We start from the raw sequence: 26867 nt of genomic DNA, 5'->3' as shown, positions 1-26867 counted from the left end.
CACGCCCCATGGCTGCCAATGCCCAAACCATCGAAACCGTCGAAGGCCTGGCCGGTGACTATAAATACGGCTTCGTTACCGATATCGAGTCCGAGCTGCTGCCCAAGGGCCTGAGCGAAGACACCGTCCGCTTCATCTCGGCCAAGAAGGGCGAGCCGCAGTGGATGCTGGACTGGCGCCTGCGTGCCTATAAGGCGTGGCTGCGCATGGCCAAGGAAAAGGGCGAGCCGACCTGGGCCAAGGTCAGCTACCCGGAAATCGATTTCCAGGACATTCACTATTACTCGGCGCCGAAGAAAAACACGCTGAAGAGCCTGGATGAGGTCGATCCCGAGCTGCTGGCCACCTATGAGAAGCTCGGTATTCCCCTGAAGGAGCGCGAGATCCTGGCCGGCGTGGCGGTGGATGCCGTGTTCGACAGCGTCTCGGTCGCCACCACCTTCAAGGGCAAATTGAAGGATATGGGCATCATCTTCTGCTCGATGTCCGAAGCCGTGCGCGAATATCCCGAACTGGTGCAGAAGTATCTCGGCTCGGTTGTGCCGGTCACCGACAACTTCTATGCCACGCTGAATTCCGCCGTCTTCTCGGACGGCTCGTTCGTCTATGTACCGCCGGGCGTACGCTGCCCGATGGAGCTGAGCACCTATTTCCGCATCAACGAGGCCAAGACCGGCCAGTTCGAGCGCACGCTGCTGATCTGCGACAAGGGCGCCTACGTCTCCTATCTGGAAGGCTGCACCGCGCCGATGCGCGATGAAAACCAGCTGCATGCCGCCGTGGTCGAGCTGGTCTGCATGGAAGATGCCGAGATCCGCTATGCCACGGTGCAGAACTGGTATCCGGGCGACAAGAACGGCAAGGGCGGTATCTACAATTTCGTCACCAAGCGCGGCGCCTGCCGCGGCGCCCGCTCGAAGATCAGCTGGACTCAGGTGGAAACCGGTTCGGCCATCACCTGGAAATATCCGAGCGTGATCCTGCAGGGCGATGACTCGGTGGGTGAGTTCTATTCGGTGGCTGTGGCCAACAATGCCCAGCAGGCCGATACCGGCACGAAGATGATCCATATGGGCAAGAACACCAAGTCCACGATCATCTCCAAGGGTATCTCGGCCGGCAAGGCGCAGAACACCTATCGCGGCCTGGTGCGGGTGATGCCCGGCGCCACCGGCGCACGCAACTATTCTCAGTGCGACAGCCTGCTGATCGGCGACCGCTGCGGCGGCCATACCGTGCCCTATATCGAAGTGAAGAACCGCTCGGCCAAGGTCGAGCATGAAGCCACCACCTCGCGCATTTCCGACGACCAGCTCTTTTACTGCCGCCAGCGCGGTCTGTCCGAAGAGGATGCTGTATCGACAATCGTGAACGGTTTCTGCAAGGAAGTGCTGCAGAAGCTGCCGATGGAATTCGCCGTCGAAGCCCAGAAGCTGCTGGGTGTCAGCCTCGAAGGCTCGGTCGGTTAGAGATTACGCCCCAAGGATTGCCCCATGCTTGAGATCAAGAACCTGCACGCCAAAGTCGACGGTAAAGACATCCTGCGCGGCATCAACCTGGTGATCAATCCGGGTGAGGTGCATGCCATCATGGGCCCGAATGGGTCTGGCAAGTCGACGCTGTCCTATGTGATCGCCGGCCGCGACGGCTATGAGGTCACCGAGGGCGACATCCTTCTCAATGGCCAGAGCCTGCTGGTGATGGAACCGGAAGAGCGCGCCCGCGAAGGCCTGTTTTTGGCCTTCCAGTATCCGGTCGAGATTCCCGGCGTGGCCAATGCCACCTTCCTGAAATCCGCCGTCAATGCCGTACGCAAGCATCGCGGCCTGGCCGACCTGGATGCGATGAATTTCCTGAAAGTCGCCAAGGCCAAGATGAAGCAGCTGCAGATGGACGAGAAGTTCCTCTCGCGCCCGGTCAATGTCGGCTTCTCGGGCGGCGAGAAGAAGCGCAACGAGGTGTTCCAGATGCTGATGCTGGAGCCCAGCATGGCGATTCTGGATGAAACGGATTCAGGCCTGGATATCGATGCTCTGAAGGTCGTGGCCGAAGGCGTCAATGCCCTACGCAGCCCCGAGCGCTCAGCACTCGTGATTACCCATTACCAGCGCCTGCTGGACTATATCGTGCCGGACGTCGTGCATGTGCTGGCCGGCGGTCGCATCATCAAGACCGGCGGCAAGGAACTGGCGCTTGAGCTGGAAGCCAAGGGCTATGCCGATATCGTGGCGGACGCGGCCTGAGGACAGCATCATGGCCGCCTTGCCCCTGATCGATCATCTGGCCGGCGCTTATGAAGCGGCGGCCGCAGGCCTGCCCGGCGCCAGGACGCCGGCGGTGGCTGCGCGTCGCCAGGCGGCGCTGGAAACCTTCCGCCGTCTTGGCCTGCCGAACCAGAAGCTGGAAAGCTGGAAATTCACCGGCCTGAACGCGCTGGAGCGTCAGCAATGGGCCTTGCCGGCCAATGACGGAAGCGTCGATGCCGCACGCCTGAAGGCCACGGCCCTGGCTGCAGACAGTCACCGTCTCGTTTTCGTCAACGGCCGCTTCGATGCCGCCGCCTCGCGCATCGGCATCCTGCCGAAGGGCGTGACGCTGCTGCCGCTGAGCCAGGCCGGCGAGGCACTGCCGGCTGTTCTGGCTGCCGCCGGGGAAGACCGCACGGTATCGCTGAGCGAGCTGAATGCGGCCTTTGCCAGCGATGGTATGGTGCTGCAACTGGCGGACGATGCCGTGCTGGACCAGCCGGTCGAGATCGTCGCTTTCGGCGCCCCGGCTCTCGTCAACCTGCGTCACCTGGTTCGGCTAGGGAAAAACGCCAAGGCCACCCTGATCGAAAGCTATCGCGACGGCGGCACCGACGGCGCAGGCTGGAGCAATATCTTTGCCGGTATCGAACTCGGCGCCGGTGCACAGCTCACCCATATCCGCCTGCAGGGCGAAGCGGCGACCAGCTATCACGCGGCACTGGGCCGTGTCGCCGTGGGCGACGATGCCCGCTATGCCCATGTCTCGGTCCAGGCCGGCGGCGCCATGGCGCGGCACGAACTGCGCATCGAATATACCGGCCGCAATGCCGAAGTGGATGTGCGCGGCCTTGTGCTGGCGCGCGGCACGGCCCATCTGGACCACACCCTGTTCCTGCATCACGCCGCGCCCGACTGCCGCAGCAACCAGCTGTTCAAGCATGTGGTCGACGAGCAGGGCCATGCGGTGTTCCAGGGTGGCATCCGGGTTGCTCCGCACGCCCAGAAGACCGATGCACAGCAACTCAGCCGTACCCTGCTGCTGGCCGACCGCGCCCAGATCGATACCAAGCCGGAACTCGAAATCCTGGCCGATGATGTGAAATGCAGCCATGGCGCCTCGATCGGCGACGTGGATGCCCAGCAGCTCTTCTACATGCAGGCCCGCGGCATCAGTGCCGGCGAGGCTCGCCGCCTGCTGCTCAGCGGCTTTGCCTATGAGGTGGTGGAGGCCGTACCGGAGGGCGCGTTGCGCGACCATGCCGAGACGTTTGTCGAGGCCTGGCTGGCTGAAGGGGTGGTGCGATGAGCGCGCTGCCGAAAACCAGAACCGCCGCCTTCGATATCGAGCGCATCCGCGCCGATTTCCCGATCCTGTCGGAAAAGGTGCATGGCAGGCCGGTGGTCTTCCTCGACAGCGGTGCCAGCGCCCAGAAGCCGCGCGTGGTGATCGATGCCATGACCCGCATGTATGAGCGGGTCTATGCCAACGTGCATCGCGGCATCTACAGCCTGAGCCAGCAGGCCACCGACGAATACGAAAAATCCCGCGACATCATCGCCCGCTATATCGGCGCCGACAGCCGCGAGATCGTTTTTGCCCGCAACGCCACCGAAGCGATCAACCTCGTGGCGCATAGCTGGGGCTGGAAGCATCTGAAAGCCGGCGATGAGGTGCTGGTCACCCATCTGGAACACCATGCCAATATTGTGCCCTGGCAGATCCTGCGCGAGCGCTATGGCGTCGTGCTGAAGGTGGCGCCGATTGACGATGACGGCGCCCTGATCTGGGACGAATTCGTCAAGCTGATCGGGCCCAGGACCAAGCTGGTTTCGGTCGCCCATGTTTCCAATACGCTGGGCACCGTCCTGCCGGTCGCCGAGATCGTGAAGGTTGCTCATGAGAAGGGCGCGAAGGTTCTGATCGACGGCAGTCAGGCCGTGCAGCATATGCGCGTCGATGTGAAGGCGCTGGATGCCGATTTCTACGTCTTCACCGGCCATAAGCTCTATGGTCCCACCGGCATCGGCGTACTCTATGGCAAGGCCGAGGTGCTGGAGACCATGCCGCCCTGGCAGGGCGGCGGCGACATGATCCTGTCGGTGACCTTCGACAAGACCGAATACAACGACATCCCGCACCGCTTTGAGGCCGGTACCCCGGCTTTCGTCGAGGCGGTCGGCCTGGGTGCCGCCATCGAATATGTCGAAAGCATCGGGCTGGAGGCCATTGCCGCCCATGAGCATGACCTGCTGGCCTATGCCACCGAGAAGCTGTCGGCGATCAACTCGCTGCGCATCATCGGCACGGCCCGGGGCAAGACCGGCGTGATCTCTTTTGTGCTGGGGAGTATTCACCCGCACGATATCGGCACTATCCTTGACCGCGAGGGCATCGCGGTGCGGGTGGGCCAGCATTGCGCCCATCCGGTGATGGAGCGCTTCGGCGTGCCGGCCACCGTTCGGGTGTCGTTCGGGATGTACAATACGCGGGCTGAGGTGGATGCGCTGTGCGCCGGCCTGCAGCGGGTCAGGGAGATTTTCGGCTGATGTCGGCGGCAGGCGCAGAGCAGAAACCGGCGGTTCCGGCCCCGGAAGAGCTTCGGGAACAGGTCCTTGAGGCCCTGAAGACGGTCTTTGACCCGGAAATACCGGTTAACATTTACGAATTGGGCCTTATATACAAGGTTGAGGTGAACGAGGCGCGGGATGTCCAGATCGACATGACGCTGACCTCCGCCAACTGTCCGGCCGCCCAGTCGATGCCGGCCGAGGTGGAGCAGAAAAGCCGCTCCATCGCCGGTGTCGGCGAAGTGACGGTCGATGTCGTCTGGGATCCGCCGTGGAGCCCTGAGCATATGTCAGAGGCGGCCAGGCTCGAACTGGGTGTGATGTAAGGAAGCGATGCGATGACGGCCGTAGCCAAATTCAAACCGATCACGCTGACCGATGCGGCAGCGGAGCGGGTTCGCGCGCTGATCGCCCAGTCGGACAAGCCGGTGCTTGGCCTGCGTATCGCGGTCAAGACCAAGGGCTGTTCGGGTATGTCCTACGACATCCAGTATGCCGCCGAAGCCGAGAAGTTCGACGAAGTGGTGGAAGACAAGGGCGTCACGGTCCTGATCGAGCCGAAGGCGCAGATGTATATCTTCGGCACCGAGATCGACTGGGTGGAAGACAAGCTGCAATCCGGTTTCGTATTCCGCAATCCCAATGAAAAGGGCCGTTGCGGCTGCGGCGAGAGCTTCCACGTCTGACGCGGGAAGGCTGGCGGCTTATTTCAGCCCGTCGCGCCGGCGATAGATCGTATAACGCTCGAAATCCAGCGCCTTTTCGTAATCCTCGAAGCGCTTGGCGAACAGCGGATTGCGCGAGAAATAATCCAGATAATTGAAGGTTTCGCCCTGGCAGCGCGGAATGCCGGCGACGCTGTCGACGATCAGCAGCGACGGCTTCTTCTTGTAAAAATCCTCAGCCACGGTGCGGAAGACGAACAACTCCGCCGCCGTCATCGCTTCCGGCGGGTTGTACAGCGGCGCCAGTTCCTTGCAGTCGGCATAGGCGCCCTGCAGCAGCCATGTGCTCTCGAAGCGCATGGTCATGTGCATCTTCAGGTAATTGATCAGCGGGAAATGCGGATAGATGCCGGGCGACAGCACCAGGATGCGGTCGTTGCGGCGCTCCTGCTTCACCACATGCATCAGGCGCCGCAGATCGGATTCGCGGTATTCCAGTTGTTTGAAGAACGGCCGGCTGTGCAGGCATTCCTGGTAGAAGATCAGCAGCATCAGGGCGGCGGCAAACAGTTTGACCGGCCGGTTGTCGCTGCGCTTGGGCCAGACCACATGGTCCATCACATAGGCGATGATGGTGCCGGCGAGCAGCAGGGTGAAGGCCTGGGCCGGCAGGGCGTGATAGGGCCAGCCCTTGCCCTGGGCATAGGCCGAGACCAGGCCGCCGAAACCGGCCAGGCAGATGACGCGGGCCATATGCGAGCGCATGGCGCCGAAGGCGGCGATGGCCAGCAGCGGCAGGATCGCGGTGGGGGCGGCCAGGTTCTCGCCCAGCGCCAGGCTGAACCAGTTGTTCTGGCTGACTTCGCTGTAGAAGGCGCGAGCCAGCGGCAGGGCGACGGTGAAATATTCCGGCGTGACGATGACGGCGAACAGGGCATGGCCCACGCAGACCGCCAGCACCGCCCAGGGCGCCGGATCGGTCAGGCTGCGCCGGAGGGTGATCTGGCTGGCGATATAGAGTTCGACGAACAGCGGGATGCCGAGGAAATACGGCTTCATGGCGAAGCCCAGGCCGGCCATGATGCCGGTAGCGATTTTCAGGCGCTGGCTCAGGTCCTCGCCATCGGCGCGTCCGCTGGCCACCAGCAGATAGGGCATCGCCAGGATCAGCATGATGTGTTCGCGCTGGGCGAACATGTTGTTGGGATAGACGATCAGCAGGAACAGCAGCAGGGGCGGCAGCAGCGCATCCGCCGTGGCATGGGCGGGATCGAGGCTGGCATTCAGCACCACGCGGCAGGTGATGAAGGAGGCGCCGATGCCTATGCCGAGCAGGGCGACCAGCACAGTGGTGCCGGCGATGCCGGTCAGTTTGGAGATGCCCTCGGGCAGCAGATGCAGCACGAAGACCAGCGGGGTATTGATGTCGATGGCATCGACATAGAGTCGGGCGCCTTCGAGCCAGACGCGGGAGATATACAGGATGACCGCAGTATCGTGGTTGATCGGCGGCAGGAAATAGCCGGCAATCCAGAAGGTACAGACCGCCAGCACCAGGCCGTGCAGCAGGCGCGGCCAGTCCAGCCCGCGTCTTTGCAGGGCATCAGGTGGGGGCGTGGTCTGGTTCATGGGTCTATTACAGCAATCCGGACTGGCGGAGCCTAGGGTCGGCTTGGTAAATCTTCACTTACGACTGGGACTTATCTCAAAAACGGTCAGGATGCATGGAGCGGGTTGAATACCACCGGATGGCGATGCTGGAGACCACCATGTGGTGGTACCGGGCCCTGCATGCCGGCTTGATCGACCGCCTGGGTGCTGCCGGCCTGCCGGCCGGTGCGCGGCTGCTGGACGCCGGCTGCGGCACCGGCGGCCTGCTCGCCCGTATATCCGGCATGGTGCCCGCCCTGCAGCTGAGCGGCCTGGAATACGATGCCGAGGCGGCCGGACTGGCGCGCCAGAAGACTGGCCTGGCTGTCGAGGTCGGTTCCGTCAACGCCATGCCCTATGCCGATGCCAGCTTCGATGCGGTGGTCAGTGCCGATGTGCTGTGCCATGCCGGGGTCGACCAGACGGCGGCCCTGGCCGAGTTCCGCCGCTGTCTGAAGCCGGGAGGCCTGCTGCTGCTCAATCTGCCGGCCTATCAGTGGATGGCCTCGGCCCATGATGACCATGTCCACAATGCGCGGCGCTATACCGCCGGTGGCGCACAGGCCATGCTGGAGGCGGCGGGCTATGGGGCGGTGCGCTGCGGCTATTGGAACAGCCTGCTGTTTCCGTTAATGCTGCTGCACCGGCTGACGGCCAGAGGCTCGGGCGGGACGGAGCAGGGCAGCAGCGATGTGCGGCCGTTCCCGGCCTGGCAGGACAAGCTCTTTTTTGCCGTCACCGCGCTGGAACGGCATCTGGCCCGGATGGGGCTGCGGCTGCCGTTCGGCGGTTCGGTTTGGGTACAGGCCAGAAAAGCATGATCGACCAGCAGATGACCGCAACAGCATTCTCCGGCGCGCCGCAGACGGCACCCGCCTTCGCCCTGTCGATTGTGGTGCCGGTCTACAATGGCGCCACCAGCGTGCCGACCCTGGTTGAAGCCCTGGCAAAGCTGGAGGTGCCCGGCGGCCACGAGATCGTGCTGGTCAACGACTGTAGCCCCGACAATTCGCTGGAGGTCTGCCGCGAGCTGTGCCGCAGGAACGCCGTGGCGCTGACCGTGGTGAACCTGGCGCGGAATTTTGGCGAGCATAATGCCGTGATGGCGGGACTGAGCCATGCCCGCGGCGAATACATCATCAACATGGACGACGATCTGCAGAATCCGCCCGAGGAAGTCGTGCGGCTGTGGCAATACGCCAAAGACAACAAATACGACGTCGTCTACACCTACTATGCCGACAAGCAGCATGCTGCCTGGCGCAATCTGGGCAGCCGCTTCACCAACTGGTGTGCCGACCATCTGCTCGACAAGCCCAAGGGCCTGTATCTCTCCAGCTTCCGCTGCATGAGTGCGTTTACGGCGCGCAGTATCCTGGCGCATACCGGACCGTTCCCCTATGTCGACGGCCTGGTCATGCAGGTGACGCAGAATATCGGCCGCCTGCAGGTGCACCATCTGCCGCGCGCCGAGGGCCAGAGCAACTACACGATCCGCCGCCTGGTGCGGCTGTTCATGTCGATGTTCCTCAATTTCTCGGTCATGCCGCTGCGTATCGGCACACTGGTCGGCTTCGTCATGGCCGGGCTCGGCCTGCTGGTCTTCGTCGTCATCCTGATCGAGGCGATCAGTGGCCGCACGCCGCAGGGCTATGCCTCGGTGATGGCGGCGATCCTGCTGCTGGCGGGCGTGCAGCTCATCATGCTGGGTCTGGTCGGCGAATATCTCGGCCGGCTGTTCCTCACTATCAACAAGAAGCCGCAGTTCATCGTGCGTGACGTCGAGCGCAATGCTCTGGCTGACAGACCCGGAGACGCGCCATGACCTGGTTCTATGTGGCGCTGGTGGCCGGCATCCTGCTGGGCGTCGGCGGCCAGATTCTGTTGAAGTCCGGCGCGTCGGGCGAGACCCTGCTGCAGCAGTTCCTGTCGCCACAGTCGATCATCGGCCTTGCGCTCTATTTCGCCGCGGCGCTGTGCTACATGTACGCGCTGCGCAAGATTCCGGTTTCGATCGCTTTCCCCAGCGTGGCGCTGTCTTACGTGCTGGTGGCGCTGCTGGGCTATTGGCTGTTCAACGAGCCGCTGTCGATGCCCAAGGTGGCCGGCATTGCGCTGGTCTGCGCCGGGGTCATCCTGATCACGCGCTCGGCCTAGGTCAGGCTTTCCACACGTCCTTCACTGCGGCAATCACCGTATCGACATCGGCATCGCTGAGCTGCGGATAGAGCGGCAGGCTGAGCACGCTCTTTGCCGCGCGTTCGGTATTCGGCAGGCCGCCGGGTCCGAGCGGCACGCGGTCCTTGTAGGCCGGCTGCAGATGCACCGGCACCGGATAATGGATCAGCGTGCCGACGCCACGGTCCTTCAGCTTCGCCTGCAGGTCGTCGCGGCGGCTGCCGGCATCGACCACATAGAGATGATAGGCCGGGGCGGCGCCCTTGCGCGGCACCGGCGTCTTCAGGCCACTCAAGCCTGCCAGCCCGGCATCGTAACGTGCGGCGATGGCGCGGCGGCGGTCGGTATCCTGGGCCAGCCGGGTCAGCTTGACGCGCAGGATGGCGGCCTGCAGCGGATCGAGCCGGCTGTTCATGCCGCTGATGGCGCTGATATAGCGCTCGCGCCAGCCATATTCGCGCAGCGCCCGCAGCGTCTCGGCCAATGCCACATCGTCGGTGGTGATGATGCCGCCATCGCCGATGGCGCCGAGATTCTTGGTCGGATAGAGACTGTAGGCTGCGGCCTTCCCCCAGCGGCCGACCATGCGGCCGTCCAGGGTGGCACCATGGGCCTGGGCGTTGTCTTCCAGCAGCAGCAGGCCATGCTGCTGTGCGATCGCGGCGATCTCGGGCATGGCTGCCGGCTGGCCGTAGAGATGCACGGGAATGACCGCCTTGGGTTTCGGAGCCCCGGCCGGCCAGGATTTCAGCACAGCCTCCAGGGCCGCCACCGACATGGTGTAGTGGGCGTCGCTGTCGATCAGCACCGGCGTGGCGCCGACCAGCTCGATGGCCGAAACGGTGGCGACCGCCGTGTGGGATACCGTGATGACGGCATCGCCGGGCCCGACGCCGAAGCCGCGCAGGGCGACGATCAGCGCATCGGTGCCGCTGGCCACGGCCACGGCATGCTGGCTGCCCGTATAGGCGGCGAATTCCTTCTCGAAGGCGGCGACTTCCTCGCCCTGGATATACCAGCCGTTTTCCAGCACGCGGCGGATGGCAGCGTCGATATCCTCGCGCTGCGCCAGGTAGGAGGCTTTCGGGTTGGTCTGCGGAATCATCGGCGCATTCTCATCAGTAAATGGGGCTCACAGGTAATGGGCCGCATGCGTGCGGTAATACGCAACGGTCTGCTGCAGTCCTTCGGCCAGCGTGGTCTTCGGCTGCCAGCCGGTGGCGGCGCGGAAGGCACGATCATCGGCGACATAGTCGCCGATATCGATTTTCTTGCGTTCGGCCGGAAAGACCTTGCGGTCGAAGCCGCCGCTGCCGGCGATGCCGATCAGCAGGTCGGCCAGTTCGAGCAGCGATACCGGCGGACAGCCGCCGATGTTGTAGACTTGGCCGATGGCGGCCTCGCTGTCGGCGGCCGCCAGCAGTGCATCCACCATGTCCTCGACATAGGTGAAGTCGCGCTTCTGCTCGCCGCCCCAGACCTCGAACCGGGTGTTCTGGATCGCGTGGCGGACCCAGATGCCAAGAAACGTCTGCTTGGCATCCCTGATGCGCATGCGCGGGCCGAACACGTTGGTCAGCCGCAGGGCCGTCGTGCGCATGCCATGCACGCGCGCATAGAGCATGTGATAGGCCTCGGCGGCGTATTTGTGGATGCCGTTGATATCCGGCGGCGCGATCGGATGGGCCTCGTCGACCGGCAGATAGCGGGGCGGGCCGTAGAACTGCCGCGTCGAGCTGAATATCAGGCGCGCCTGCGGATTGACCCGGCGCACCAGCTCCAGGAAGCGCAGATTGGCCTCCTGGTTCAGCCGCATGTCTTCTAGCGGCTGCTGCATCGAGTCCATATGCGAGGTCTGGCCGGCCAGATTGAAGATCACGGCGGCCTGGCCGATGCTGTCGGCAAATGCGCCCTCGGCGCCAATATCGGCCTCGATCAGTGCGACCGGTGCCGGCAGGTCGGAGAGGTTGAAGGGATTGGCGCCGTATTGCGCCAGCATGCGGTCGATCACGGTCACGGCGGCGCCCTGCGCGGCGAGACGCCGCACCAGATTCGAGCCGATGAACCCCATTCCACCGGTGACAACCACCGTCTTGCCGCGCCAGGTCATGCTGTTCCCATTGTCATCAGGACTCGAAGAACGGCCCTGTATCTCAAGGAATTATGCCCGAAGTAAGACGGATTTGTCAGGGGCCGGGCTTGCCGTTCCTGGGTCGGCGCGGCAAAGTAGCGCCCATGTCCAGACAGGTAATCGGCGTCCTCATTCTTGCTGCGGTTCTGGCCGGCTGTACCGGCGCGGCAACAGACCCGTATTACCTCGGGCGCTGGGTTCCGGGCGACAGCAGCAAGATGGAAATCGGCCTCGGCGAGCCGATGAACGATCCCCGCACGGGCCGGCCGTATTTTTCGGTCTGCTATAACCGGCTGACCCATAAGGCCGAGCAGGTGCGGGCGCTGGTGCAGAAACACTGCGGCGACCCGCAGCTGACCCTGAACCGGACTGACCTGTATTCCTGTTCGCTGGCAGCCCCGGTCCGGGTGACCTATAGCTGCAGTGCGCTCAGCCGCACGGCCGAGGAAGCGCGGCCGAACCTACTGCGCACGGATTCACCGCTGGGTACCATCGATCTGAACTGATCTGGCCGCGACGGCCGTTCAGACGGCGACGCGCAGGCCGCTTTCGGAGTCGAACAGATGCGCCCGTGCGGTGTCCACCACCAGACCGGGCTTGGAATTGTCGTGATAGCCCGACTGACTCGGCACGCGCACCACGATCTCTTCGCCGGCAATCTTGCCATGCAGCAGGGTATCGGCGCCGAGCTCTTCGGCAACATCGACATTGAGCTGCAGATGCGGGGTCTCGCCGCTGCGGACCAGGCGGAAATGCTCGGGCCGCAGGCCGAGGGCATAGTTGCCCGCCGGCATTGTCCAGGCCGCCGGCAGCACCAGGGTTGTGCCATCGGCCAGTACGGCCCTGGGGCCACCGCCGGTGCCAGATTCGACCCGGCATTTGATGAAGTTCATGGCCGGCGAACCGATGAAGCCGCCGACATAGGTGGTGGCCGGATGGTTGTAGACATCGCTCGGCGTGCCGATCTGGTCAGCCCGGCCCTGGTTCATCACCACCAGGCGGTCGGCCAGCGTCATGGCTTCCACCTGGTCATGCGTCACATACACCGAGGTGACGCCCAGCTGCTGGTGCAGGCGCTTGATCTCCAGCCGCATCTGCACGCGCAGCTTGGCATCCAGGTTCGACAGCGGTTCGTCGAACAGGAACACGCTGGGTTCGCGCACGATGGCGCGGCCCATGGCCACGCGCTGGCGCTGGCCGCCGGAGAGTTCGCGCGGCCTGCGCTGCAGATAGGGCTGCAGCTGCAGGATTTCGGCGGCACGCTGAACGCGCTTTTCGATATCGGCCTTGTCCATGCCGCGGATGCGCAGGCCATAGGACATGTTTTCATACACGCTCATATGCGGATAGAGCGCATAATTCTGGAACACCATGGCGATGTCGCGGTCGGCCGGCTCGATGTTGTTGACCACGCGGTCGCCGATCAGGATCTCGCCGCCCGAAATTGCCTCCAGGCCGGCGATCATGCGCAGCAGGGTGGATTTTCCGCAGCCGGACGGACCGACGATGACGATGAACTCGCCATCCTTGATCTCCATGTCAACGCCGTGGATGGCCTTAACAGGACCGTAGTTCTTTTTTACGCTTTTCAGCGTCACCTTCGCCATGAGGGGCGCTCACTTTTCAGTTTCAACAAGACCTTTGACGAACCAGCGCTGCATCAGCACCACCACCATAACCGGCGGCAACAGGGCCAGCACCGCCATGCCCATGATGACCGGCCATTCCAGGTAGGCGTCCGGTGCGCGCACGAGGCGGCCGATGGCCAGCACGATGGTCTGGTATTTGCTGTCCGACGCGATCAGCAGCGGCCACAGATATTGGTTCCAGCCGTAAATGAACTGGATCACGAACATGGCGGCGATGCTGGTGCGGGTCAGTGGCACCAGGATGTCCCAGAAGAACCGCAGGGGGCCGGCACCGTCGATGCGGGCCGCTTCCACCAGTTCGTCCGGCACCGTCATGAAGAACTGGCGGAACAGGAAGGTGGCGGTGGCCGAGGCGATCAGCGGCAGCACCAGGCCGGTATAGGTATCCAGCAGGCCCAGATCGGCGACGATCTTGTAGGTCGGGATGATGCGCACTTCGACCGGCAGCATCAGGGTGACGAAGATCATCCAGAAGAAGAAGGTCTTCAGCGGGAAACGGAAATAGACAATGGCGAAGGCCGAGAGCAGCGAGATGATGATTTTGCCGACGGCAATCGACACCGCCATAATCAGGCTGTTCAACATCAGGACGATGGCCGGGGTGGCGCCGCTGACGCCGACCAGCTGCGGGCCGTCGAACAGGGCGCGCGCCGTGTTGGTCAGCAGCTCCGCGCCGGGTAGCAGCGGCATCAGCGACGCATCCTGGATGGTATGCGAGGCGGCGATGACGGCCAGGTAGATCGGGAAGGCGACGATGATGATCGCCAGGATCAGGGTCAGGTGGCCGGTGAATACGGCGACGGGGCGGCGCTCGATCATCAGTAGTGAACCTTGCGCTCGATGTAGCGGAACTGCACCACGGTCAGGCCGATCACGATCACCATCAGGATGACGGACTGCGCTGCCGAACCGCCCAGGTCCTGCGCTTCGAAGCCGTCATACCAGACCTTGTAGACCAGGATTTCGGTGGCCTTGGCCGGGCCGCCGCGGGTCAGCGAGTGGATGACACCGAAGGTCTCGAAGAAGGCATAGACGATGTTGACGACGACTAGGAAGAACAGCGTCGGCGACAGCAGCGGGAACACGATGCTCCAGAAGCGGCGGATCGGCCCGGCGCCGTCGATGGCGGCCGCTTCGATCAGGGATTTTGGAATCGACTGCAGGCCGGCGAGGAAGAACAGGAAGTTGTAGGAGATCTGCTTCCAGGTCGCGGCGACCACGACCACGAACATGGCCTGGTTGCTGTTGAGATAGAAATTCCAGTCGACGCCGAATTTCTGCATCAGCCAGGCGAAGACGCCGGGGCCGGGCAGGAAGACGAAACCCCAGAGCGCGCCGGCGACAGCGGGCGCCACGGCATAAGGCCAGATCAGCAGCGTCTTGTAGAAGGTGGCGCCGCGCACCAGGCGGTCGGCGGTAACGGCGAGCAGCAGCGAGATGGACAGGCCGAGCGCGGTGACCAGCGTGCTGAACAGGGCCGTGATCTTGAAGGAGTTGACGTAATACTCGTCCTCGAAGAGGGCGAGGAAATTGGCCAGGCCAACAAACTCGCTGCGTGTGCCGAAAGCATCCTCGCGCAGCACGGACTGTATGACCGCCTGACTGGCCGGCCAGAAGAAGAAGATGAGCGTGATGGCGATCTGCGGCGCGAGCAGCAGATACGGCAACAGCTTGTGATCAAATACGACTCGTTTTTCCATGGAGCGCCAAAGAAAAGCCCGCGCCCTGCAAAGTCAAGGCGCGGGCTTCCGTTAAGAGTGGTAAATCAACCGATCAGGACCGCTTGTTGTCGCGTTCGAACTGGCGCAGCAGGCGATTGCCACGCTCCACCGCGGTGTCGAGCGCTTCCTTGGGCGACTTCTTGCCCGACCAGATCGCTTCCATTTCCTCGTCCATAACGTCGCGGATCTGCAGGAAATTGCCCAGACGCAGACCCTTCGAGTTGTTGGTCGGCGGCTTCAGGGCCATCTGCTGCACGGAGATGTCCGTACCCGGATTGGCGGTATAGAAGCCCTGCTGCTTGGTGGCTTCATAGGCCATCGGCGTGATCGGCAGGTAACCGGTCGCCTTATGCCACCAGACCTGGTTCTCGGTCGACGACAGATAGTCGAAGAACTGGGCAACGCCCTTGTAGTCTTCGGTCTTGTGCTTGCCCAGAACCCACAGCGAAGCGCCGCCGATGATCGAGTTCTGCGGTGCGCCCTGCACGTCGCTGTAATAGGGCAGCATGGAGATGCCCCATTCGAACTTGGCGCCGCGGGCGAAGGTGGCGTAACCGGCTGAGCTTTCCATATGGATGGCGCACTCGCCCGAGACGAACTTGGCGTTCGGCTCGTTCTTGCGGCCGGCATAGACCATCAGGCCTTCCTTCATCCAGTTGGCGAGGTTGGTGATGTGACGGACATGCAGGGCGCTGTTGAACTGCAGCTCGGAGTCGAAGCCGTCCAGGCCATTCGACTTCGAGGCGAAGGGCACGTTATGCAGCGTGGAGAAGTTCTCGAGCTGGATCCAGGTCTGCCAGTTGGACTGGAACGGGCAGGTGCTGCCCGAAGCCTTCAGCTTGCGCAGCATCGGCTCGAATTCCTGCCAGGTCTTCGGCGGCGCATTCGGATCAAGGCCGGCCTTCTTGAAGGCATCCTTGTTGTAATACATCACCGGGGTCGAGGAGTTGAACGGATAGGACAGCATCTTGCCGTCCGAGGTGCTGTAATAGCCGGTGACTGCGGTGATGTAGGAACCGGGGTCGAACTTGTAGCCGTTCTGGGCCATCAGCTCATACACCGGCTTGATCGCGGCGCGCGAGGCCATCATCGTGCCGGTCGCCACTTCCTGGACCTGCACGACATGCGGGCCCTTGCCGGCGCGGAACGCCGCCATGGCGGCGGTGATGGTTTCGGGATAGCTGCCCTTGTTGACGGCAACGACCTTGTACTTGTCCTGGCCCTTGTTGAAACCCTCGACCACGTCATTGACGCGTTCGTTCAGGGCGCCGGTCATCGCATGCCAGAACTGCAGCTCGATGCGGCTGTCCTTGGCCTGGGCAAAGGCGCCGCCGGCGCTTGCGGCGACGGCTGTGCCGGCCAGCAGCGCGAGCGCGACGCGCGCGAGTTTCCCTGTCGATTTCATTATGGTGTCTCCAATGCTAAAGAAATTCCCGTCCCTGAGTCGGGAGGCCGACTTTTTTATGGTTCCTACGATGACGATCGCACGTAAGATTTATGACGGTTATATGACAAGGGGCGGCCGTTGACCAAGCCTTATTCTGCGCCTGTGGAAATCGTTGCCGACCGGCTGACGGTCGGGGCGCAGACATTCCCCTTCCTGGTCAAACGCGACGCCCGCGCCCGCCGCATGCTCCTAAGGGTTATGCCGCGGGATGGTTCGGTGGTCCTTGTGCTTCCAATTCGGGCAAGCCTGAAATCCGGGCAGCGATTCGTCACCGAGCAGGTGGCCTGGATCATGGCCCGTCAGGAAGAGCGGCCCGCGGCACAGCCCTGGGAGGACGGCGCTGTCCTCCCGCTTTATGGTGCGCCGCACATCATTCGCCATCGCCCTGCTGCGCGCGGCGGGGTCTGGGTCGAAAACAGCGAAATTCATATCAGCGGCCAGGCCGAGCATCTGCCGCGGCGCCTGCGCGACTGGCTCAAGCGGCGGGCGCGAGACGAGTTCGGCGCCATGGCGCGCGAGATGGCGGCCGGAATCGATGTGGCCGTGCAGCGCGTCACCGTGCGCGACACCCAGAGTCGCTGGGGCAGTTGTTCCGCTCATGGCAACCTGTCCTTCTCCTGGCGCCTTCTCCTGGCGCCGCCGGCCATCGGCCGCTATCTGGTGGCCCATGAGGTGGCTCATCTGCGGCATATGGATCACAGCGATGCGTTCTGGTCGCTCTGTGCCAGGCTGCTGGGCGGTGAAACCGAGTTGCGTCTGGCGCGTGGCTGGCTGCGCCGGCATGGCGCCACCCTGCATCTGCAGGGCTGAGAGCACGCCATGAGGCTATCCGGGCGGCCTCTGGCGCGCGACTCGACGGCCCTGGTGTTCCTGCTCGGCTGCGCCACGGCGCTGGGCCCGCTCAGCACCGATATGTATCTGCCATCCCTGCCAGTGCTGACCGGCCTGTTCGATACGGATGCCGCGGCCGTACAGCTCACGCTCAGCGCGTTTCTGGCCGGCTTTGCAGTGATGCAGCTGATCTATGGTCCGGCGTCCGACCGGTTCGGCCGCCGGCCGGTGCTGCTGTTCGGCGTCGCGCTTTATACGCTGGCCTCGATCGGCTGTGCGTTTGCCGCCAGCATCGAATGGCTGGTCGCCTGGCGTTTCCTGCAGGCACTGGGTGCCTGTGCCGGTGTGGTGCTGGGACGCGCCATCGCACGCGACCTGTTCGAGGGCGCCGCTGCAGCACGCGCGCTGTCGATGATGGCCATGGTACTGGGTCTGACGCCGGCGGTGGCGCCGATCCTGGGCGGCTATCTGCATAGCTGGTTCGGCTGGCAGGCGAATTTCTTCGCCATGGCGGCGACGGGCGGCCTGTTCGGCCTCTGCGTGCTGGTTTTTCTGCCCGAGAGCATCCGTCAACGCAATCCGGTGGCGACCCGCATCGGTCCCATGCTGCGCAACTTTGCGATCATGGCGCGCCATCGCGGCTTCCGCGGCTATGTCGCCTGCGTCGCGTTTTCCTATGCCGGCATGTTTGCCTTCATTTCCGGTTCGTCTTTCACACTACGCACGGTGTTCGGTGTTACCGAAACCATGTTCGGCTACTGCTTCCTGTTCATCGTCGTTGGTTACATCATCGGCGGTTTTATCGGTACGCGGCTGACCGCGCGCCTGGGCGTCGACACCATGCTGCAGCTGGGCACGGTCCTCTGCGCCCTTGGCGGCGTCAGCATGGCGCTGCTGCAAACGGGTCTGTGGATGGCGGGCAGCGAAGGCCACTGGTTCAGCCTGATCGGTCCGATGATGATCTTCACCATGGGTGTCGGCCTCACCATGCCGCAGGGCCAGGCCGGCGGGTTGCAGCCCTTCGCCCATATGGCCGGCGCGGCGGCCTCGCTGATGGGGTTCGTGCAGATGAGCGGCGCGGCGGTCACCGGTATCGCGGTCGGCCATGCACTGAACGAGACGGCGCTGCCGCTCAGCTGGACGATGGCAGCAATGGGGACAGGCACACTGCTCAGCTATCTGCTGATCGTGCGGCGGCTGCGCTCGGCGGTTGACCGCTAGCGGTTGAGACGGCCCTGGATCCAGCTGCCCATGCGGGTCAGCACGGTCGGATCGATCTCGCCCTGCAGGCCGGGATCCTTGGCGCCTTGCAGGGTCTTGAGGTTATGGCTGCCCTGCGGCAGCAGCACCAGCGCATGATCGTCGCGTTCACGCTGCGCCAGCGCACGGTCCAGTACCGCCGCATCGCGTTCGGCCGAGACCTGCAGATCCGCTTCGCCCTGCAGCAGCATCACCGGGCCGCTGTATTTCGCCACCAGGGTCGGCGGGTCGAGTTTCATCTGCGATTGCCAGAACGGTCCGATATAGGACGGATAGATCGCCACCAGCCCGGGTGGCACATCGGATGGCACCTTGCCGGTCTCGCGAATGGTGCGGGCGATACGGTCGTTGGCCTCGAGGAAGAATTTGCGCTGGTTCTGGCTGGCCTTTTGATCGATCAGCAGGCGTTGCAGCTGTTCGCGCACCACCACATCCAAAGGCCGTCCCGGCGTCGATGCCAGGATCATGAAGCGCGGCGCTTCACCGGCCACTAGCCGGTTGCTGAGATCGAGCGCGATCAGTCCGCCCTCGGAATGGCCGAACAGGCCGGTCTGCTCCATGTTCACCATCGGCTGCGCGCGCAGAAAGGCATAGGCGGCATAGGCATCGTCGACAAAGCGGTCCCAGCTGAAATAAGTCGCATAGCTGTCCGGACTGGTCGGCAGGCCGGCGGCATTGGCATGCATGCCGCGCTTGTCGTAGCGCAGCGTGGCGATGCCCTGCTGCGCCATGCTGTCGGCGACCTGGCGTAGCAGATCGATGCGCACCGCCGGGGGCTGGTTGCCGTCGCGATCGGTCGGTCCGCTGCCCTGCAGCAGCACCATGGCCGGAATCTTGCCGGCCAGGTTGCTCGGCATGGTCAGGGTCCCGGCCAGCACCGAACCGTCATTGGAGGTGAAGGTGACCTGCTGGTTGGCGACATTGTCGATGGCATGGCTGTCCATGGCGACGCATGCTGCCGAGAGCAGGATCAGAAAACCAGCGAGATATCGCATCAGGGTCGCACCGGCTGGGGCCCGACCTGCCAGATCATCTGCGGCTCGGCGGATTGCTGGACGGGCGAGGGCGGCCGCTCCGATGGCGGCGGGGCGGCAGGTTCGATATGGCTGCGCGGCGGTGGCGGAACGGCGGCGGGCTGGCGCGCCTGCGCCGGGCTGCTGCCGAAGCTGCCGACAAGGCGGTCCCACAGCGAGGGCAGGCTGAAGCTGCGGCTCGGCGGCTGGGGCAGGTCGCTGACAGGACGTCCCTTCATGGCGTCGGACATGAAGGCCCGCCAGATTTGCGAAGGCAAGCCTGCGCCGCTGACTTTTTTGGTCGGCGAGTTGTCGTCGTTGCCGACCCAGACCGAGGTCACCAGATCGGGGGTGTAACCGACGAACCAGGCATCGCGATAATCCGAGGTCGTACCAGTCTTGCCGGCCGCCGGGCGGCCGATGGCGGCGGCGCGGCCCGATCCGCGCTCGATAACGCCCCGCAGCATATCGTTCAGGTCGCCCAGCGCATCGGCGCCGATCATATGGGCGTAGGCACCGCCGGTATCGCGACGGAACAGCACGACATTCTGGTTGTCGCGGATTTCGATCACGCCATAAGGCTGCACGGCATACCCGCCATTGGAGAAGGCGGCATAGGCGGCAGTCAGCTCAAGCACGCCCACTTCAAAGGCGCCGAGGGCCAGAGATGGATGCGGCTTCAGGTCGCTGGTGATGCCAAGCCGGCGCGCTGTCTCGATCACCTTGTCGCGGCCGACCTTTTCATCCACCTGCACGGCGACGGTGTTGATCGACCGCGCCACCGCTTCGCGCATGGTCATGGCGCCGTGATACTGGCCGTCATAGTTGCGCGGCTTCCAGCCGGCGACCTCGATGGGCTGGTCAATGAACTGGTCGTCGGGGCGGATGCCCTGTTCCAGCGCGGTGAGGAAGACCAGCGGCTTGAAGGCCGAGCCGGGCTGGCGGCGGGCCTGGGTCGCGCGATTGAACGGACTGTCGATATAGTCGCGGCCGCCGACCATGGCGCGCACCGCCCCATCGGGCGCCAGCGCCACCAGGGCGGCCTGGTCGACATCCTGCTTTTCCGCCTCGCGATCCATCAGCGTGCCGACAGAGCGTTCGGCGCCGCCCTGCAGGCGGCTGTCCAGGGTGGTCCAGACCGTGAGGTCGGCATGGTCGCGGCCGACCAGCTGGTAGACCTCGTCGATCACCCAGTCGGCGAAATAGCGCGCATTGGGCAGCGGCAGGCGCGAGCGCGCCAGCTGCGTCGGCTTGGTGATCGCGGCTTCGGCCGCTTCCGTGGTGATGTAGCCGGCCTCGGCCATATTGCGCAGCACCTGGGCGCTACGCGCCTGCGCCGACTTGATGTTGCCGGTCGGCGCCAGCCGCGACGGCGCTTTCAGCAGGCCGACCAGCATGGCGCTTTCGCCCAGCGAGAGCTTGGCCGCCGGCTTGTCGAAATAGCGCTGTGCAGCGGCTTCGACGCCATAGGCGCCGGCGCCGAAATAAACGCGGTTGAGATACATCTCCAGGATCTGGTCCTTGCTGAAGCGATGCTCCAGGCGGAAGGCCAGCATCAGCTCCTGCACTTTTCGTTTCAGCGTGCGGTTCGGACTGAGGAAGACATTCTTGGCCAGCTGCTGCGTCAGGGTCGAACCGCCCTGTACGGTACGGCCGGCGCGCAGGTTGGCCCAGGTGGCGCGCGCGAGACCGATCGGATCGATACCGAAATGGCTGTAGAAGCGGCGATCCTCGGTGGCCATCAGCGCCTGCGGCAGGCTGGGCGGCAGGGCCTTCAGCGCTTGGTGCTCGCCATAGAGGTCGCCATAGGTGGCCAGCACCATGCCGTCGGCGGCCTTCAGCGTCACCGAGCTTTTGCGCTCGACGATGTAAAGGTCTTCGAAATCGGGCAGGTCATAGGCATACCAGGCGAGCAGGCCGCCCACGACGACCAAGCCCCAGATACCGGCCAGCAGGCCATAGCGGCCAAGCCGCCCCAGCCAGCCTTGCCCGAATGTCGGCAGGAGCCGGCGTTTGCGGCCGGAGGAGGAGGTCTTCTGGGGTGCGCGGCGCGGCTTACGGGGGGCCATGGGTACGAGTTTACAGGTCCGGAAACAGGGAAAGCATGCCGTCCTAACGATGGCAGGCGGGGTTTGGCAGCGGAATGTGACCGGTTTAGGGCATAGAGGGTTGACGGGCCCTGAAGATCGTATGTTATAAAATAACACATTCAGGACGGATCATGCAGCCACACCGCCACTCACAGGCCTTCGACCTGCCCATTGCCGCGCTTGCCGCCGGCTGGTGGATGCGGCTGGTTGCGCTGCTGCCGCTGATCGCGCTGCTCTGGCTGGCGATTGCCTGGGCCCTGCAGGAATGAGCGCCATGCCTGCACCGGCCGCCAGTGAAATCCGCCTCGACAATGTGACCGTGGCCTATGACCGCCATCCGGCGGTGCATCATGTCACTGGCTGCTTTGCCCCGGGCTCGCTCACCGCCATCGTCGGTCCCAACGGGGCCGGCAAGTCGACCCTGCTGAAAGCCATCATGGGGCATCTGCCGGTGGCCGATGGCAGCATTGCCCGCGGGGCGCTCAAGCCGCGCGACATCGCTTTCCTGCCGCAGCAGGCCAGCCTGGATCGCGCCTATCCCATTTCGGTGCTGGAACTGGTGCTGCTCGGCCACTGGCAGCGTGCCGGCGCCTTCGGCCGTATCGGCCGGGACGGCATCGAGGCCGCGCGGCATGCCCTGCATGCGGTTGGCCTCTCGGGCTTCGAGAAGCGGCCGCTCGGTACGCTCTCCATCGGCCAGGCCCAGCGCGCGCTGTTCGCCCGCGTGCTGGTGCAGGATGCGCGTGTGATCCTGCTGGACGAACCGTTCAATGCACTGGATACCCGCACCATTGCCGATCTGCTGGCGCTGATGGAGCGCTGGCATGGCGAACAGCGCACGGTGATTGCCGTGCTGCATGATTTCGATCTGGTGCGGCAGAATTTCCCCGAGGCCGTCTATCTGGCGCGCCGGCTGATCGCCTGGGGCCGCATCGACGATGTGCTGACGCCGGAGAACCAGCTCGCCGCCCGCCGCATGGCCGAATCCTGGGACGAGGATGCGGCGCTGTGCATCGTCGACGACGGGCATGGCCACGATCACGACCATCATCATCCCGGTCACGCGGCCTGATCCGATGACTGCAGCGTACGATTTCCTGTTCGGTCCCTTCGCGGAATTCGCCTTCATGCGTCGCGCCCTGGTGGCCTGCTGCGCGCTGGCGCTCGGCGGTTCGCCCATCGGCGTGGTGCTGATGCTGCGCCGCATGAGCCTGTTCGGCGAGGCGATGAGCCATGCCATCCTGCCGGGCGCCGCCGTTGGCTTCCTGGTCGCCGGCTTTTCGCTGCCGGCCATCAGCATCGGCGGCGTGATCGCCGGCCTGGTGGTGGCGATCGCCGCCGGCGCCGCCACGCGCGCCACCGATCAGCGCGAGGATGCCAGCTTTGCCGCGTTTTATCTGGTGGCGCTGGCGCTCGGTGTCACGCTGATCTCGACGCGCGGCTCCGCCGTCGATGTCATGCAGATCCTGTTCGGCTCGGTGCTGGCGGTCGATGAAGCGGCCCTGCTGCTGCTCGGTGCGGTGGCCAGTATCAGCCTGCTGGTCTTCGCGGCCATCTACCGGCCGCTGCTGGCCGATGGCTTCGATCCGGATTTCCTGCGCAGCGTGCAGTCCGGCGGTGGCACGCTGTATCACTTCATTTTCCTCGGTCTGGTCGTGGTCAACCTGGTGGCGGCCTTCCAGGCGCTGGGCAGCCTGATGGCTGTGGGCCTGATGATGCTGCCGGCGCTGGCGGCGCGTTACTGGAGCCGTTCGCTGATCAGCGGCATGCTGGTGGCCGCTTTCATCGGCATGGTGTCAGGCTACTGCGGCCTGCTGCTGTCCTTCCATGCCGACCTGCCGTCCGGCCCGGCCATCGTGCTGTTCGCTGGCGCCGCCTATTTCTTCTCGCTCGGCTGCGGCCGCCAGGGCCTGATCATGCTGTGGCGCCAGCGTCGCCATCTGGAAGCCTGAGATGCTGCGGCTGATCGCCGGCCTGCTGGCCGCCCTGCTGTTCGCCGTGCCTGCCGTGGCGCAACCGAAAAAGGTGGTCGTCAGCTTCTCGATCCTGGGCGATATCGTCAGTCGCATCGGCGCTGACAGGACCGCCGTCACCGTGCTGGTGCCGGCGATGGCCGATGCCCATGTCTACCAGCCGACGCCGTCCGATGCGCGCTCGCTCGCCCATGCCGATATCCTGGTCAGTAGCGGCCTGAATTTCGAACCCTGGCTCGACCGGCTGGTGGCGGCGTCGGGCTTCAGGGGCACGCGCATTGTCGCCAGCGACGGCATCAGGCCGCGCCAGATGGGCGAGCACGATCACGGCCCGGGCGACAGGCACAATCACGGCAAGGTGGCGGATCCCCATGTCTGGCACGACCTGCAGCGCATGCAGACCTATATCGCCACCGTTGCGTCCGGCCTTGCCGCCGCCGATGCCGCCAATGCCGATTATTATCGCCAGCGCGGTGCCGCCTATGCCGCCGAGCTGAAGGCGCTGGACGACTGGGCGGCGGCGGAATTCGAGCGCCTGCCGCGCGCTTATCGCAAGGCGATTACCCAGCACGATGCCTTCGGCTATCTGGCTGACCGCTACGGTATCGAATTCCTGGCGCCGCAGGGCGTGACGACCGAATCCGAAGCCTCGGCCGAAGCCGTCGGCCGGCTGGTGCGGCAGATCAAGCGCCAGCGCGTGCAGGCGCTGTTTTTCGAGAACATCACCAATCCACGGCTGATCGAACAGATCGCGCGCGAGGCCAAGGTGAAGGTGGGCGGCCGGCTCTATTCCGATGCGCTGTCGCCGCCCGGCGGGGAGGCTGACAGCTTCACGAAGATGTACCGGCTGAATATCACGCGCCTTGTCGAGGCGATGCAGCGGCAGGATTAACCCGCCCCTAGGCTAGGGGCATGGGAACTGTCAGGTGTTGTGCCGAGTTGAACCGGCATGACAACAAGAAGGATGCGCCCCATGCTCCGATTGCTGCTCGTGCTGTTCGTCTTTTCAGGCGCCGCGCCGCTACTCGCGGCCTGCGCTGAAGCGCCGCCGAAAGTCCCGGTTCTGCATGAGCCGGGCAAATACAAGACCTGCCCGGGCGGAGGCACCGACTGCTGACGCCACAATAATGACGCCTGAAACAAAACGGCCCGGCTGTTACCAGCCGGGCCGATCTGTAAGGATGGATGGAAAATCTTACAGCGCGTCGTCGTCGGTTTCGCCGGTGCGGATGCGCAGGGCTTTTTCCAGATCGACCACAAAAATCTTGCCATCGCCGATCTGACCGGTCTTGGCGGCATTCTGGATCGCCTCGATCACGCGATCGGCCAGTGCGGATTTCACCGCCACTTCGATCTTGACCTTCGGCAGGAAGCTAACGGCGTATTCGGCACCGCGGTAGATTTCGGTATGGCCCTTCTGACGGCCGAACCCTTTAACCTCGGTGACGGTCAGGCCCTCGACGCCGAGGCTGGTAAGCGCCTCGCGGACTTCGTCGAGTTTGAATGGCTTGATGACTGCCATGACCAGTTTCATGTGTCTCACTCCTCAGCGTTGTTGGCCGCTGTCAGGGTCGTTGCCCGCACGGCGCGTCGTCGCCTGTACTACCCTTCAAGAACCGTGCCGGTTGTCCAGCACGAGTCGGCCACCACTTTAGCCGCCGCCGAGGCGGGCAGGAAAGGCCGCGTCGCGGCTTTCTGCCCTAATCCCGGCGGCCTGCCAAAAGTTTAGGCAGTGACAGCCCGATTCAGCCGGCGGCGAGCAGCCGGTTTGCGGCCGAGGTGACGGCCTTGAGGGAGGCGGCGACGATATTCCGGTCACGTCCTACCCCGAACAGCGTGGTGCCGTCCGCCCGCTTGACCTCGACATAGGCGACCGCCTCCGAGGAGGCGCCCCCATTGGCCGCAGTCGGGGCGATGGCATGCTCGCGGTAATCGATCAGGTTGATGGTCAGGCCGGCATGACGGGCCAGCGCATCGATATAGGCGTCGATCGGGCCGGTGCCCTGGCCTTCCAGTTCAACGGCCTGACCGCCATCCTTGAGGCTGGCGGTCAGGCTGCGGCGTTCGCTCTGATGCGGGTCGGGCAGGGTGCGATGGCTGCCGAAGCCGAAGCGGCCGTCCGGCTGCTCCAGATATTCGTTCTGGAAGGTGTCCCAGATCAGCTTGGGCGAGATTTCCTTGCCCGTACCATCGGCGATGCGCTGGATCACCTGGCTGAACTCGATCTGCAGGCGACGCGGCAGTTCGAGACCGTAATCCGTTTCCAGTACGTAGGAGATACCGCCTTTACCAGACTGGCTGTTGATGCGGATCACCGGCTCGTAGGCGCGGCCCACATCGGCCGGGTCGATCGGCAGGTAGGGCACTTCCCAGACGCCGTCGTTGCGCTGGGCCTGTGCCGTCATGCCCTTCTTGATCGCATCCTGGTGCGAGCCCGAGAAGGCCGTAAAGGCCAACTCGCCCACGTAAGGGTGGCGCGGATGCACCGGCAACTGGTTGCAGTATTCCGCCGTGCGGGCAACGGATGTGATGTCGCTGAAGTCCAGTTCCGGATCGACGCCCTGGCTGAACAGGTTCATCGCCAGGGTCACGACATCCACATTGCCGGTGCGCTCGCCATTGCCGAACAATGTGCCTTCCACGCGGTCGGCGCCGGCCATGACGCCAAGTTCGGCCGCCGCCACGCCGGTGCCGCGGTCGTTATGCGGATGCAGGCTGAGCGTGATGCAGTCGCGGTTCTTCACCTTGCGCAGGAAATACTCGATCTGGTCGGCATAGATGTTCGGCGTGCTCATCTCCACCGTGGCCGGCAGGTTGAAGATCACCGGCTTCTGCGGCGTCGGCTGCCAGACATCCATCACGGCTTCGCAGATCTCGATGCTGTAATCGATCTCGGTGCCGGTAAAGCTTTCCGGCGAATACTGGAAGACCCAGTCAGTCTCCGGTGCCGCGTCGGCTAGGCGCTTCACGATCTTCGCGCCGTCGGTGGCGATCTTGGTGATGCCGGCCTGGTCGAGGCCGAAGACCACCCGGCGCTGCAGCGTCGAGGTCGAGTTGTAGAGATGCACGATGGCGCGGCGTGCGCCCTTGAGTGCCTCGAAGCTGCGGGCAATGAGTTCTTCGCGCGCCTGGGTCAGCACCTGGATCGTCACGTCATCGGGGATCAGCTTTTCCTCGATGATCTGGCGTACGAAGGCGAAATCGGTATCCGACGCCGCCGGGAAGCCGACCTCGATCTCCTTGAAGCCGAGCTGCACCAGGGTATCGAACATGCGGCGCTTGCGCTCGGGCCCCATCGGCTCGATCAGGGCCTGGTTGCCGTCGCGCAAGTCGACGCTGCACCACATCGGCGCCTTGGTGATGGTGCGGTTGGGCCAGGTGCGATCGGGCAATACGATCGGCTGGAAGGGTCGGTATTTGTGAAAATTCATCTTGTTCATGG

28 protein-coding genes are annotated in these 26867 nt (G+C 64.1%); 17 read left to right on the top strand and 11 right to left on the bottom strand.

Features of this window, described 5'->3' with window-relative positions; genetic code table 11:
- The first annotated feature begins 8 nt into the window (after positions 1-8).
- Genes sufB through AC1ROT_RS04430 form a run of 6 tightly spaced genes read left to right on the top strand, consistent with a single transcriptional unit; the run spans position 9 to position 5503 of the window.
- Complete coding sequence (gene sufB / locus AC1ROT_RS04455; protein WP_492969840.1) at positions 9-1469, top strand: Fe-S cluster assembly protein SufB; 1461 nt, start codon at positions 9-11, stop codon at positions 1467-1469.
- A 24-nt stretch (positions 1470-1493) separates the two neighbouring features.
- On the top strand, positions 1494-2243 hold the full coding sequence (gene sufC / locus AC1ROT_RS04450) for a Fe-S cluster assembly ATPase SufC (protein WP_492997401.1): 750 nt from the start codon (positions 1494-1496) through the stop codon (positions 2241-2243).
- A gap of 10 nt (positions 2244-2253) precedes the next feature.
- Entirely contained in the window at positions 2254-3555 is a 1302-nt protein-coding gene (gene sufD, locus AC1ROT_RS04445; RefSeq protein ID WP_492997400.1) for a Fe-S cluster assembly protein SufD, read from the top strand.
- Positions 3552-4796: a SufS family cysteine desulfurase gene (locus tag AC1ROT_RS04440; RefSeq protein WP_492997398.1), complete on the top strand. Its 1245-nt coding sequence runs from the start codon at positions 3552-3554 to the stop codon at positions 4794-4796. Before sufD ends, AC1ROT_RS04440 begins: the two co-directional genes overlap by 4 nt.
- Entirely contained in the window at positions 4796-5143 is a 348-nt protein-coding gene (locus AC1ROT_RS04435; protein ID WP_492997396.1) for an SUF system Fe-S cluster assembly protein, read from the top strand. Before AC1ROT_RS04440 ends, AC1ROT_RS04435 begins: the two co-directional genes overlap by 1 nt.
- 12 nt (positions 5144-5155) lie before the next feature.
- The gene (locus AC1ROT_RS04430) at positions 5156-5503 is read left to right on the top strand and encodes a HesB/IscA family protein (RefSeq protein ID WP_492969845.1); all 348 of its coding nucleotides are present in this window, start codon (positions 5156-5158) and stop codon (positions 5501-5503) included.
- A gap of 18 nt (positions 5504-5521) precedes the next feature.
- Here the strand turns inward: AC1ROT_RS04430 and AC1ROT_RS04425 are convergent, their stop codons facing one another.
- Positions 5522-7111 (bottom strand): hypothetical protein, encoded by a 1590-nt coding sequence (locus tag AC1ROT_RS04425; protein ID WP_492997395.1) that lies wholly within the window; start codon positions 7109-7111, stop codon positions 5522-5524.
- Between the two features lie 95 nt (positions 7112-7206).
- On the opposite strand from AC1ROT_RS04425, the gene AC1ROT_RS04420 reads away from it, so the two are divergent.
- The 3 genes from AC1ROT_RS04420 to AC1ROT_RS04410 are packed head-to-tail and all read left to right on the top strand — an operon-like array spanning position 7207 to position 9289.
- On the top strand, positions 7207-7953 hold the full coding sequence (locus AC1ROT_RS04420; RefSeq protein ID WP_492997393.1) for a class I SAM-dependent methyltransferase: 747 nt from the start codon (positions 7207-7209) through the stop codon (positions 7951-7953).
- Positions 7950-8957, top strand: coding sequence for a glycosyltransferase family 2 protein (locus AC1ROT_RS04415; RefSeq protein WP_492997391.1), 1008 nt, complete (start codon positions 7950-7952; stop codon positions 8955-8957). The genes AC1ROT_RS04420 and AC1ROT_RS04415 overlap by 4 nt, the downstream gene beginning before the upstream one ends.
- Positions 8954-9289, top strand: coding sequence for a DMT family transporter (locus AC1ROT_RS04410; protein WP_492997389.1), 336 nt, complete (start codon positions 8954-8956; stop codon positions 9287-9289). The genes AC1ROT_RS04415 and AC1ROT_RS04410 overlap by 4 nt, the downstream gene beginning before the upstream one ends.
- A gap of 1 nt (position 9290) precedes the next feature.
- On the opposite strand, the gene AC1ROT_RS04405 is transcribed toward AC1ROT_RS04410, so the two are convergent.
- Both AC1ROT_RS04405 and AC1ROT_RS04400 read right to left on the bottom strand, forming a co-directional pair.
- Positions 9291-10415: a DegT/DnrJ/EryC1/StrS family aminotransferase gene (locus tag AC1ROT_RS04405; protein ID WP_492997387.1), complete on the bottom strand. Its 1125-nt coding sequence runs from the start codon at positions 10413-10415 to the stop codon at positions 9291-9293.
- 27 nt (positions 10416-10442) lie between these two features.
- Positions 10443-11420 (bottom strand): NAD-dependent epimerase/dehydratase family protein, encoded by a 978-nt coding sequence (locus AC1ROT_RS04400; protein ID WP_492969851.1) that lies wholly within the window; start codon positions 11418-11420, stop codon positions 10443-10445.
- A gap of 125 nt (positions 11421-11545) precedes the next feature.
- Between AC1ROT_RS04400 and AC1ROT_RS04395 the strand changes: the two genes are divergently transcribed.
- Entirely contained in the window at positions 11546-11947 is a 402-nt protein-coding gene (locus AC1ROT_RS04395; RefSeq protein WP_492969852.1) for a hypothetical protein, read from the top strand.
- Between the two features lie 18 nt (positions 11948-11965).
- Here the strand turns inward: AC1ROT_RS04395 and AC1ROT_RS04390 are convergent, their stop codons facing one another.
- From AC1ROT_RS04390 to ugpB, 4 genes are all read right to left on the bottom strand, one after another.
- The gene (locus AC1ROT_RS04390; RefSeq protein ID WP_492997386.1) at positions 11966-13048 is read right to left on the bottom strand and encodes a sn-glycerol-3-phosphate import ATP-binding protein UgpC; all 1083 of its coding nucleotides are present in this window, start codon (positions 13046-13048) and stop codon (positions 11966-11968) included.
- 9 nt (positions 13049-13057) lie between these two features.
- Positions 13058-13909: a sn-glycerol-3-phosphate ABC transporter permease UgpE gene (gene ugpE, locus AC1ROT_RS04385; RefSeq protein ID WP_492969854.1), complete on the bottom strand. Its 852-nt coding sequence runs from the start codon at positions 13907-13909 to the stop codon at positions 13058-13060.
- A complete protein-coding gene (gene ugpA, locus AC1ROT_RS04380; RefSeq protein WP_492969855.1) occupies positions 13909-14790 on the bottom strand; it encodes a sn-glycerol-3-phosphate ABC transporter permease UgpA in 882 nt (293 codons plus the stop codon). Before ugpA ends, ugpE begins: the two co-directional genes overlap by 1 nt.
- A gap of 73 nt (positions 14791-14863) precedes the next feature.
- Positions 14864-16216 carry a sn-glycerol-3-phosphate ABC transporter substrate-binding protein UgpB gene (gene ugpB, locus AC1ROT_RS04375; RefSeq protein WP_492969856.1) on the bottom strand — a complete coding sequence of 451 codons (1353 nt, stop codon included), beginning with the start codon at positions 16214-16216 and terminating at the stop codon, positions 14864-14866.
- Positions 16217-16336: 120 nt separating this feature from the next.
- Here ugpB and AC1ROT_RS04370 point away from each other — a divergent pair, with 120 nt between their 5' ends.
- On the top strand, positions 16337-17068 hold the full coding sequence (locus AC1ROT_RS04370) for a M48 family metallopeptidase (protein WP_492969857.1): 732 nt from the start codon (positions 16337-16339) through the stop codon (positions 17066-17068).
- Positions 17069-17077: 9 nt separating this feature from the next.
- The gene (locus AC1ROT_RS04365) at positions 17078-18310 is read left to right on the top strand and encodes a multidrug effflux MFS transporter (RefSeq protein ID WP_492969858.1); all 1233 of its coding nucleotides are present in this window, start codon (positions 17078-17080) and stop codon (positions 18308-18310) included.
- Here the strand turns inward: AC1ROT_RS04365 and AC1ROT_RS04360 are convergent.
- Positions 18307-19344, bottom strand: a complete 1038-nt coding sequence (locus AC1ROT_RS04360; RefSeq protein ID WP_492997385.1) for an alpha/beta hydrolase family protein — start codon at positions 19342-19344, stop codon at positions 18307-18309. The genes AC1ROT_RS04365 and AC1ROT_RS04360 overlap by 4 nt on opposite strands.
- Positions 19344-21431 (bottom strand): transglycosylase domain-containing protein, encoded by a 2088-nt coding sequence (locus AC1ROT_RS04355; RefSeq protein WP_492997383.1) that lies wholly within the window; start codon positions 21429-21431, stop codon positions 19344-19346. Before AC1ROT_RS04355 ends, AC1ROT_RS04360 begins: the two co-directional genes overlap by 1 nt.
- Positions 21432-21583: 152 nt before the next feature.
- Between AC1ROT_RS04355 and AC1ROT_RS04350 the strand changes: the two genes are divergently transcribed.
- From AC1ROT_RS04350 to AC1ROT_RS04330, 5 genes are all read left to right on the top strand, one after another.
- Entirely contained in the window at positions 21584-21721 is a 138-nt protein-coding gene (locus tag AC1ROT_RS04350) for a hypothetical protein (RefSeq protein ID WP_492969861.1), read from the top strand.
- A gap of 5 nt (positions 21722-21726) precedes the next feature.
- Complete coding sequence (locus tag AC1ROT_RS04345; RefSeq protein ID WP_492969862.1) at positions 21727-22524, top strand: metal ABC transporter ATP-binding protein; 798 nt, start codon at positions 21727-21729, stop codon at positions 22522-22524.
- Complete coding sequence (locus AC1ROT_RS04340; protein WP_492997382.1) at positions 22481-23404, top strand: metal ABC transporter permease; 924 nt, start codon at positions 22481-22483, stop codon at positions 23402-23404. The genes AC1ROT_RS04345 and AC1ROT_RS04340 overlap by 44 nt, the downstream gene beginning before the upstream one ends.
- Before the next feature lies 1 nt (position 23405).
- Positions 23406-24317 (top strand): metal ABC transporter solute-binding protein, Zn/Mn family, encoded by a 912-nt coding sequence (locus AC1ROT_RS04335; RefSeq protein WP_492997380.1) that lies wholly within the window; start codon positions 23406-23408, stop codon positions 24315-24317.
- 81 nt (positions 24318-24398) lie between these two features.
- Complete coding sequence (locus AC1ROT_RS04330; RefSeq protein WP_492997378.1) at positions 24399-24542, top strand: hypothetical protein; 144 nt, start codon at positions 24399-24401, stop codon at positions 24540-24542.
- A gap of 78 nt (positions 24543-24620) precedes the next feature.
- Here the strand turns inward: AC1ROT_RS04330 and AC1ROT_RS04325 are convergent, their stop codons facing one another.
- Both AC1ROT_RS04325 and leuA read right to left on the bottom strand, forming a co-directional pair.
- Positions 24621-24959 (bottom strand): P-II family nitrogen regulator, encoded by a 339-nt coding sequence (locus AC1ROT_RS04325; protein WP_290811128.1) that lies wholly within the window; start codon positions 24957-24959, stop codon positions 24621-24623.
- A 211-nt stretch (positions 24960-25170) separates the two neighbouring features.
- Positions 25171-26865 (bottom strand): 2-isopropylmalate synthase, encoded by a 1695-nt coding sequence (gene leuA / locus AC1ROT_RS04320; RefSeq protein ID WP_492997377.1) that lies wholly within the window; start codon positions 26863-26865, stop codon positions 25171-25173.
- Positions 26866-26867: the final 2 nt, after the last annotated feature.

The sequence above is a fragment of the Ferrovibrio sp. GW821-FHT12E11 genome (assembly GCF_058806975.1).
Note: the sequence above shows the minus strand (reverse complement) of the source record. Positions and strands in the feature narration are given on the sequence as shown.

What these genes read in the sequence shown, in the direction of transcription:
- sufB (WP_492969840.1), top strand. Translation starts at nt 9, where the DNA reads ATGGCTGCCAATGCCCAAACCATCGAAACCGTCGAAGGCCTGGCCGGT.
- sufC (WP_492997401.1), top strand. Translation starts at nt 1,494, where the DNA reads ATGCTTGAGATCAAGAACCTGCACGCCAAAGTCGACGGTAAAGACATC.
- sufD (WP_492997400.1), top strand. Translation starts at nt 2,254, where the DNA reads ATGGCCGCCTTGCCCCTGATCGATCATCTGGCCGGCGCTTATGAAGCG.
- AC1ROT_RS04440 (WP_492997398.1), top strand. Translation starts at nt 3,552, where the DNA reads ATGAGCGCGCTGCCGAAAACCAGAACCGCCGCCTTCGATATCGAGCGC.
- AC1ROT_RS04435 (WP_492997396.1), top strand. Translation starts at nt 4,796, where the DNA reads ATGTCGGCGGCAGGCGCAGAGCAGAAACCGGCGGTTCCGGCCCCGGAA.
- AC1ROT_RS04430 (WP_492969845.1), top strand. Translation starts at nt 5,156, where the DNA reads ATGACGGCCGTAGCCAAATTCAAACCGATCACGCTGACCGATGCGGCA.
- AC1ROT_RS04425 (WP_492997395.1), bottom strand. Translation starts at nt 7,111, where the DNA reads ATGAACCAGACCACGCCCCCACCTGATGCCCTGCAAAGACGCGGGCTG.
- AC1ROT_RS04420 (WP_492997393.1), top strand. Translation starts at nt 7,207, where the DNA reads ATGGAGCGGGTTGAATACCACCGGATGGCGATGCTGGAGACCACCATG.
- AC1ROT_RS04415 (WP_492997391.1), top strand. Translation starts at nt 7,950, where the DNA reads ATGATCGACCAGCAGATGACCGCAACAGCATTCTCCGGCGCGCCGCAG.
- AC1ROT_RS04410 (WP_492997389.1), top strand. Translation starts at nt 8,954, where the DNA reads ATGACCTGGTTCTATGTGGCGCTGGTGGCCGGCATCCTGCTGGGCGTC.
- AC1ROT_RS04405 (WP_492997387.1), bottom strand. Translation starts at nt 10,415, where the DNA reads ATGATTCCGCAGACCAACCCGAAAGCCTCCTACCTGGCGCAGCGCGAG.
- AC1ROT_RS04400 (WP_492969851.1), bottom strand. Translation starts at nt 11,420, where the DNA reads ATGACCTGGCGCGGCAAGACGGTGGTTGTCACCGGTGGAATGGGGTTC.
- AC1ROT_RS04395 (WP_492969852.1), top strand. Translation starts at nt 11,546, where the DNA reads ATGTCCAGACAGGTAATCGGCGTCCTCATTCTTGCTGCGGTTCTGGCC.
- AC1ROT_RS04390 (WP_492997386.1), bottom strand. Translation starts at nt 13,048, where the DNA reads ATGGCGAAGGTGACGCTGAAAAGCGTAAAAAAGAACTACGGTCCTGTT.
- ugpE (WP_492969854.1), bottom strand. Translation starts at nt 13,909, where the DNA reads ATGATCGAGCGCCGCCCCGTCGCCGTATTCACCGGCCACCTGACCCTG.
- ugpA (WP_492969855.1), bottom strand. Translation starts at nt 14,790, where the DNA reads ATGGAAAAACGAGTCGTATTTGATCACAAGCTGTTGCCGTATCTGCTG.
- ugpB (WP_492969856.1), bottom strand. Translation starts at nt 16,216, where the DNA reads ATGAAATCGACAGGGAAACTCGCGCGCGTCGCGCTCGCGCTGCTGGCC.
- AC1ROT_RS04365 (WP_492969858.1), top strand. Translation starts at nt 17,078, where the DNA reads ATGAGGCTATCCGGGCGGCCTCTGGCGCGCGACTCGACGGCCCTGGTG.
- AC1ROT_RS04360 (WP_492997385.1), bottom strand. Translation starts at nt 19,344, where the DNA reads ATGCGATATCTCGCTGGTTTTCTGATCCTGCTCTCGGCAGCATGCGTC.
- AC1ROT_RS04355 (WP_492997383.1), bottom strand. Translation starts at nt 21,431, where the DNA reads ATGGCCCCCCGTAAGCCGCGCCGCGCACCCCAGAAGACCTCCTCCTCC.
- AC1ROT_RS04350 (WP_492969861.1), top strand. Translation starts at nt 21,584, where the DNA reads ATGCAGCCACACCGCCACTCACAGGCCTTCGACCTGCCCATTGCCGCG.
- AC1ROT_RS04345 (WP_492969862.1), top strand. Translation starts at nt 21,727, where the DNA reads ATGCCTGCACCGGCCGCCAGTGAAATCCGCCTCGACAATGTGACCGTG.
- AC1ROT_RS04340 (WP_492997382.1), top strand. Translation starts at nt 22,481, where the DNA reads ATGGCCACGATCACGACCATCATCATCCCGGTCACGCGGCCTGATCCG.
- AC1ROT_RS04335 (WP_492997380.1), top strand. Translation starts at nt 23,406, where the DNA reads ATGCTGCGGCTGATCGCCGGCCTGCTGGCCGCCCTGCTGTTCGCCGTG.
- AC1ROT_RS04330 (WP_492997378.1), top strand. Translation starts at nt 24,399, where the DNA reads ATGCTCCGATTGCTGCTCGTGCTGTTCGTCTTTTCAGGCGCCGCGCCG.
- AC1ROT_RS04325 (WP_290811128.1), bottom strand. Translation starts at nt 24,959, where the DNA reads ATGAAACTGGTCATGGCAGTCATCAAGCCATTCAAACTCGACGAAGTC.
- leuA (WP_492997377.1), bottom strand. Translation starts at nt 26,865, where the DNA reads ATGAACAAGATGAATTTTCACAAATACCGACCCTTCCAGCCGATCGTA.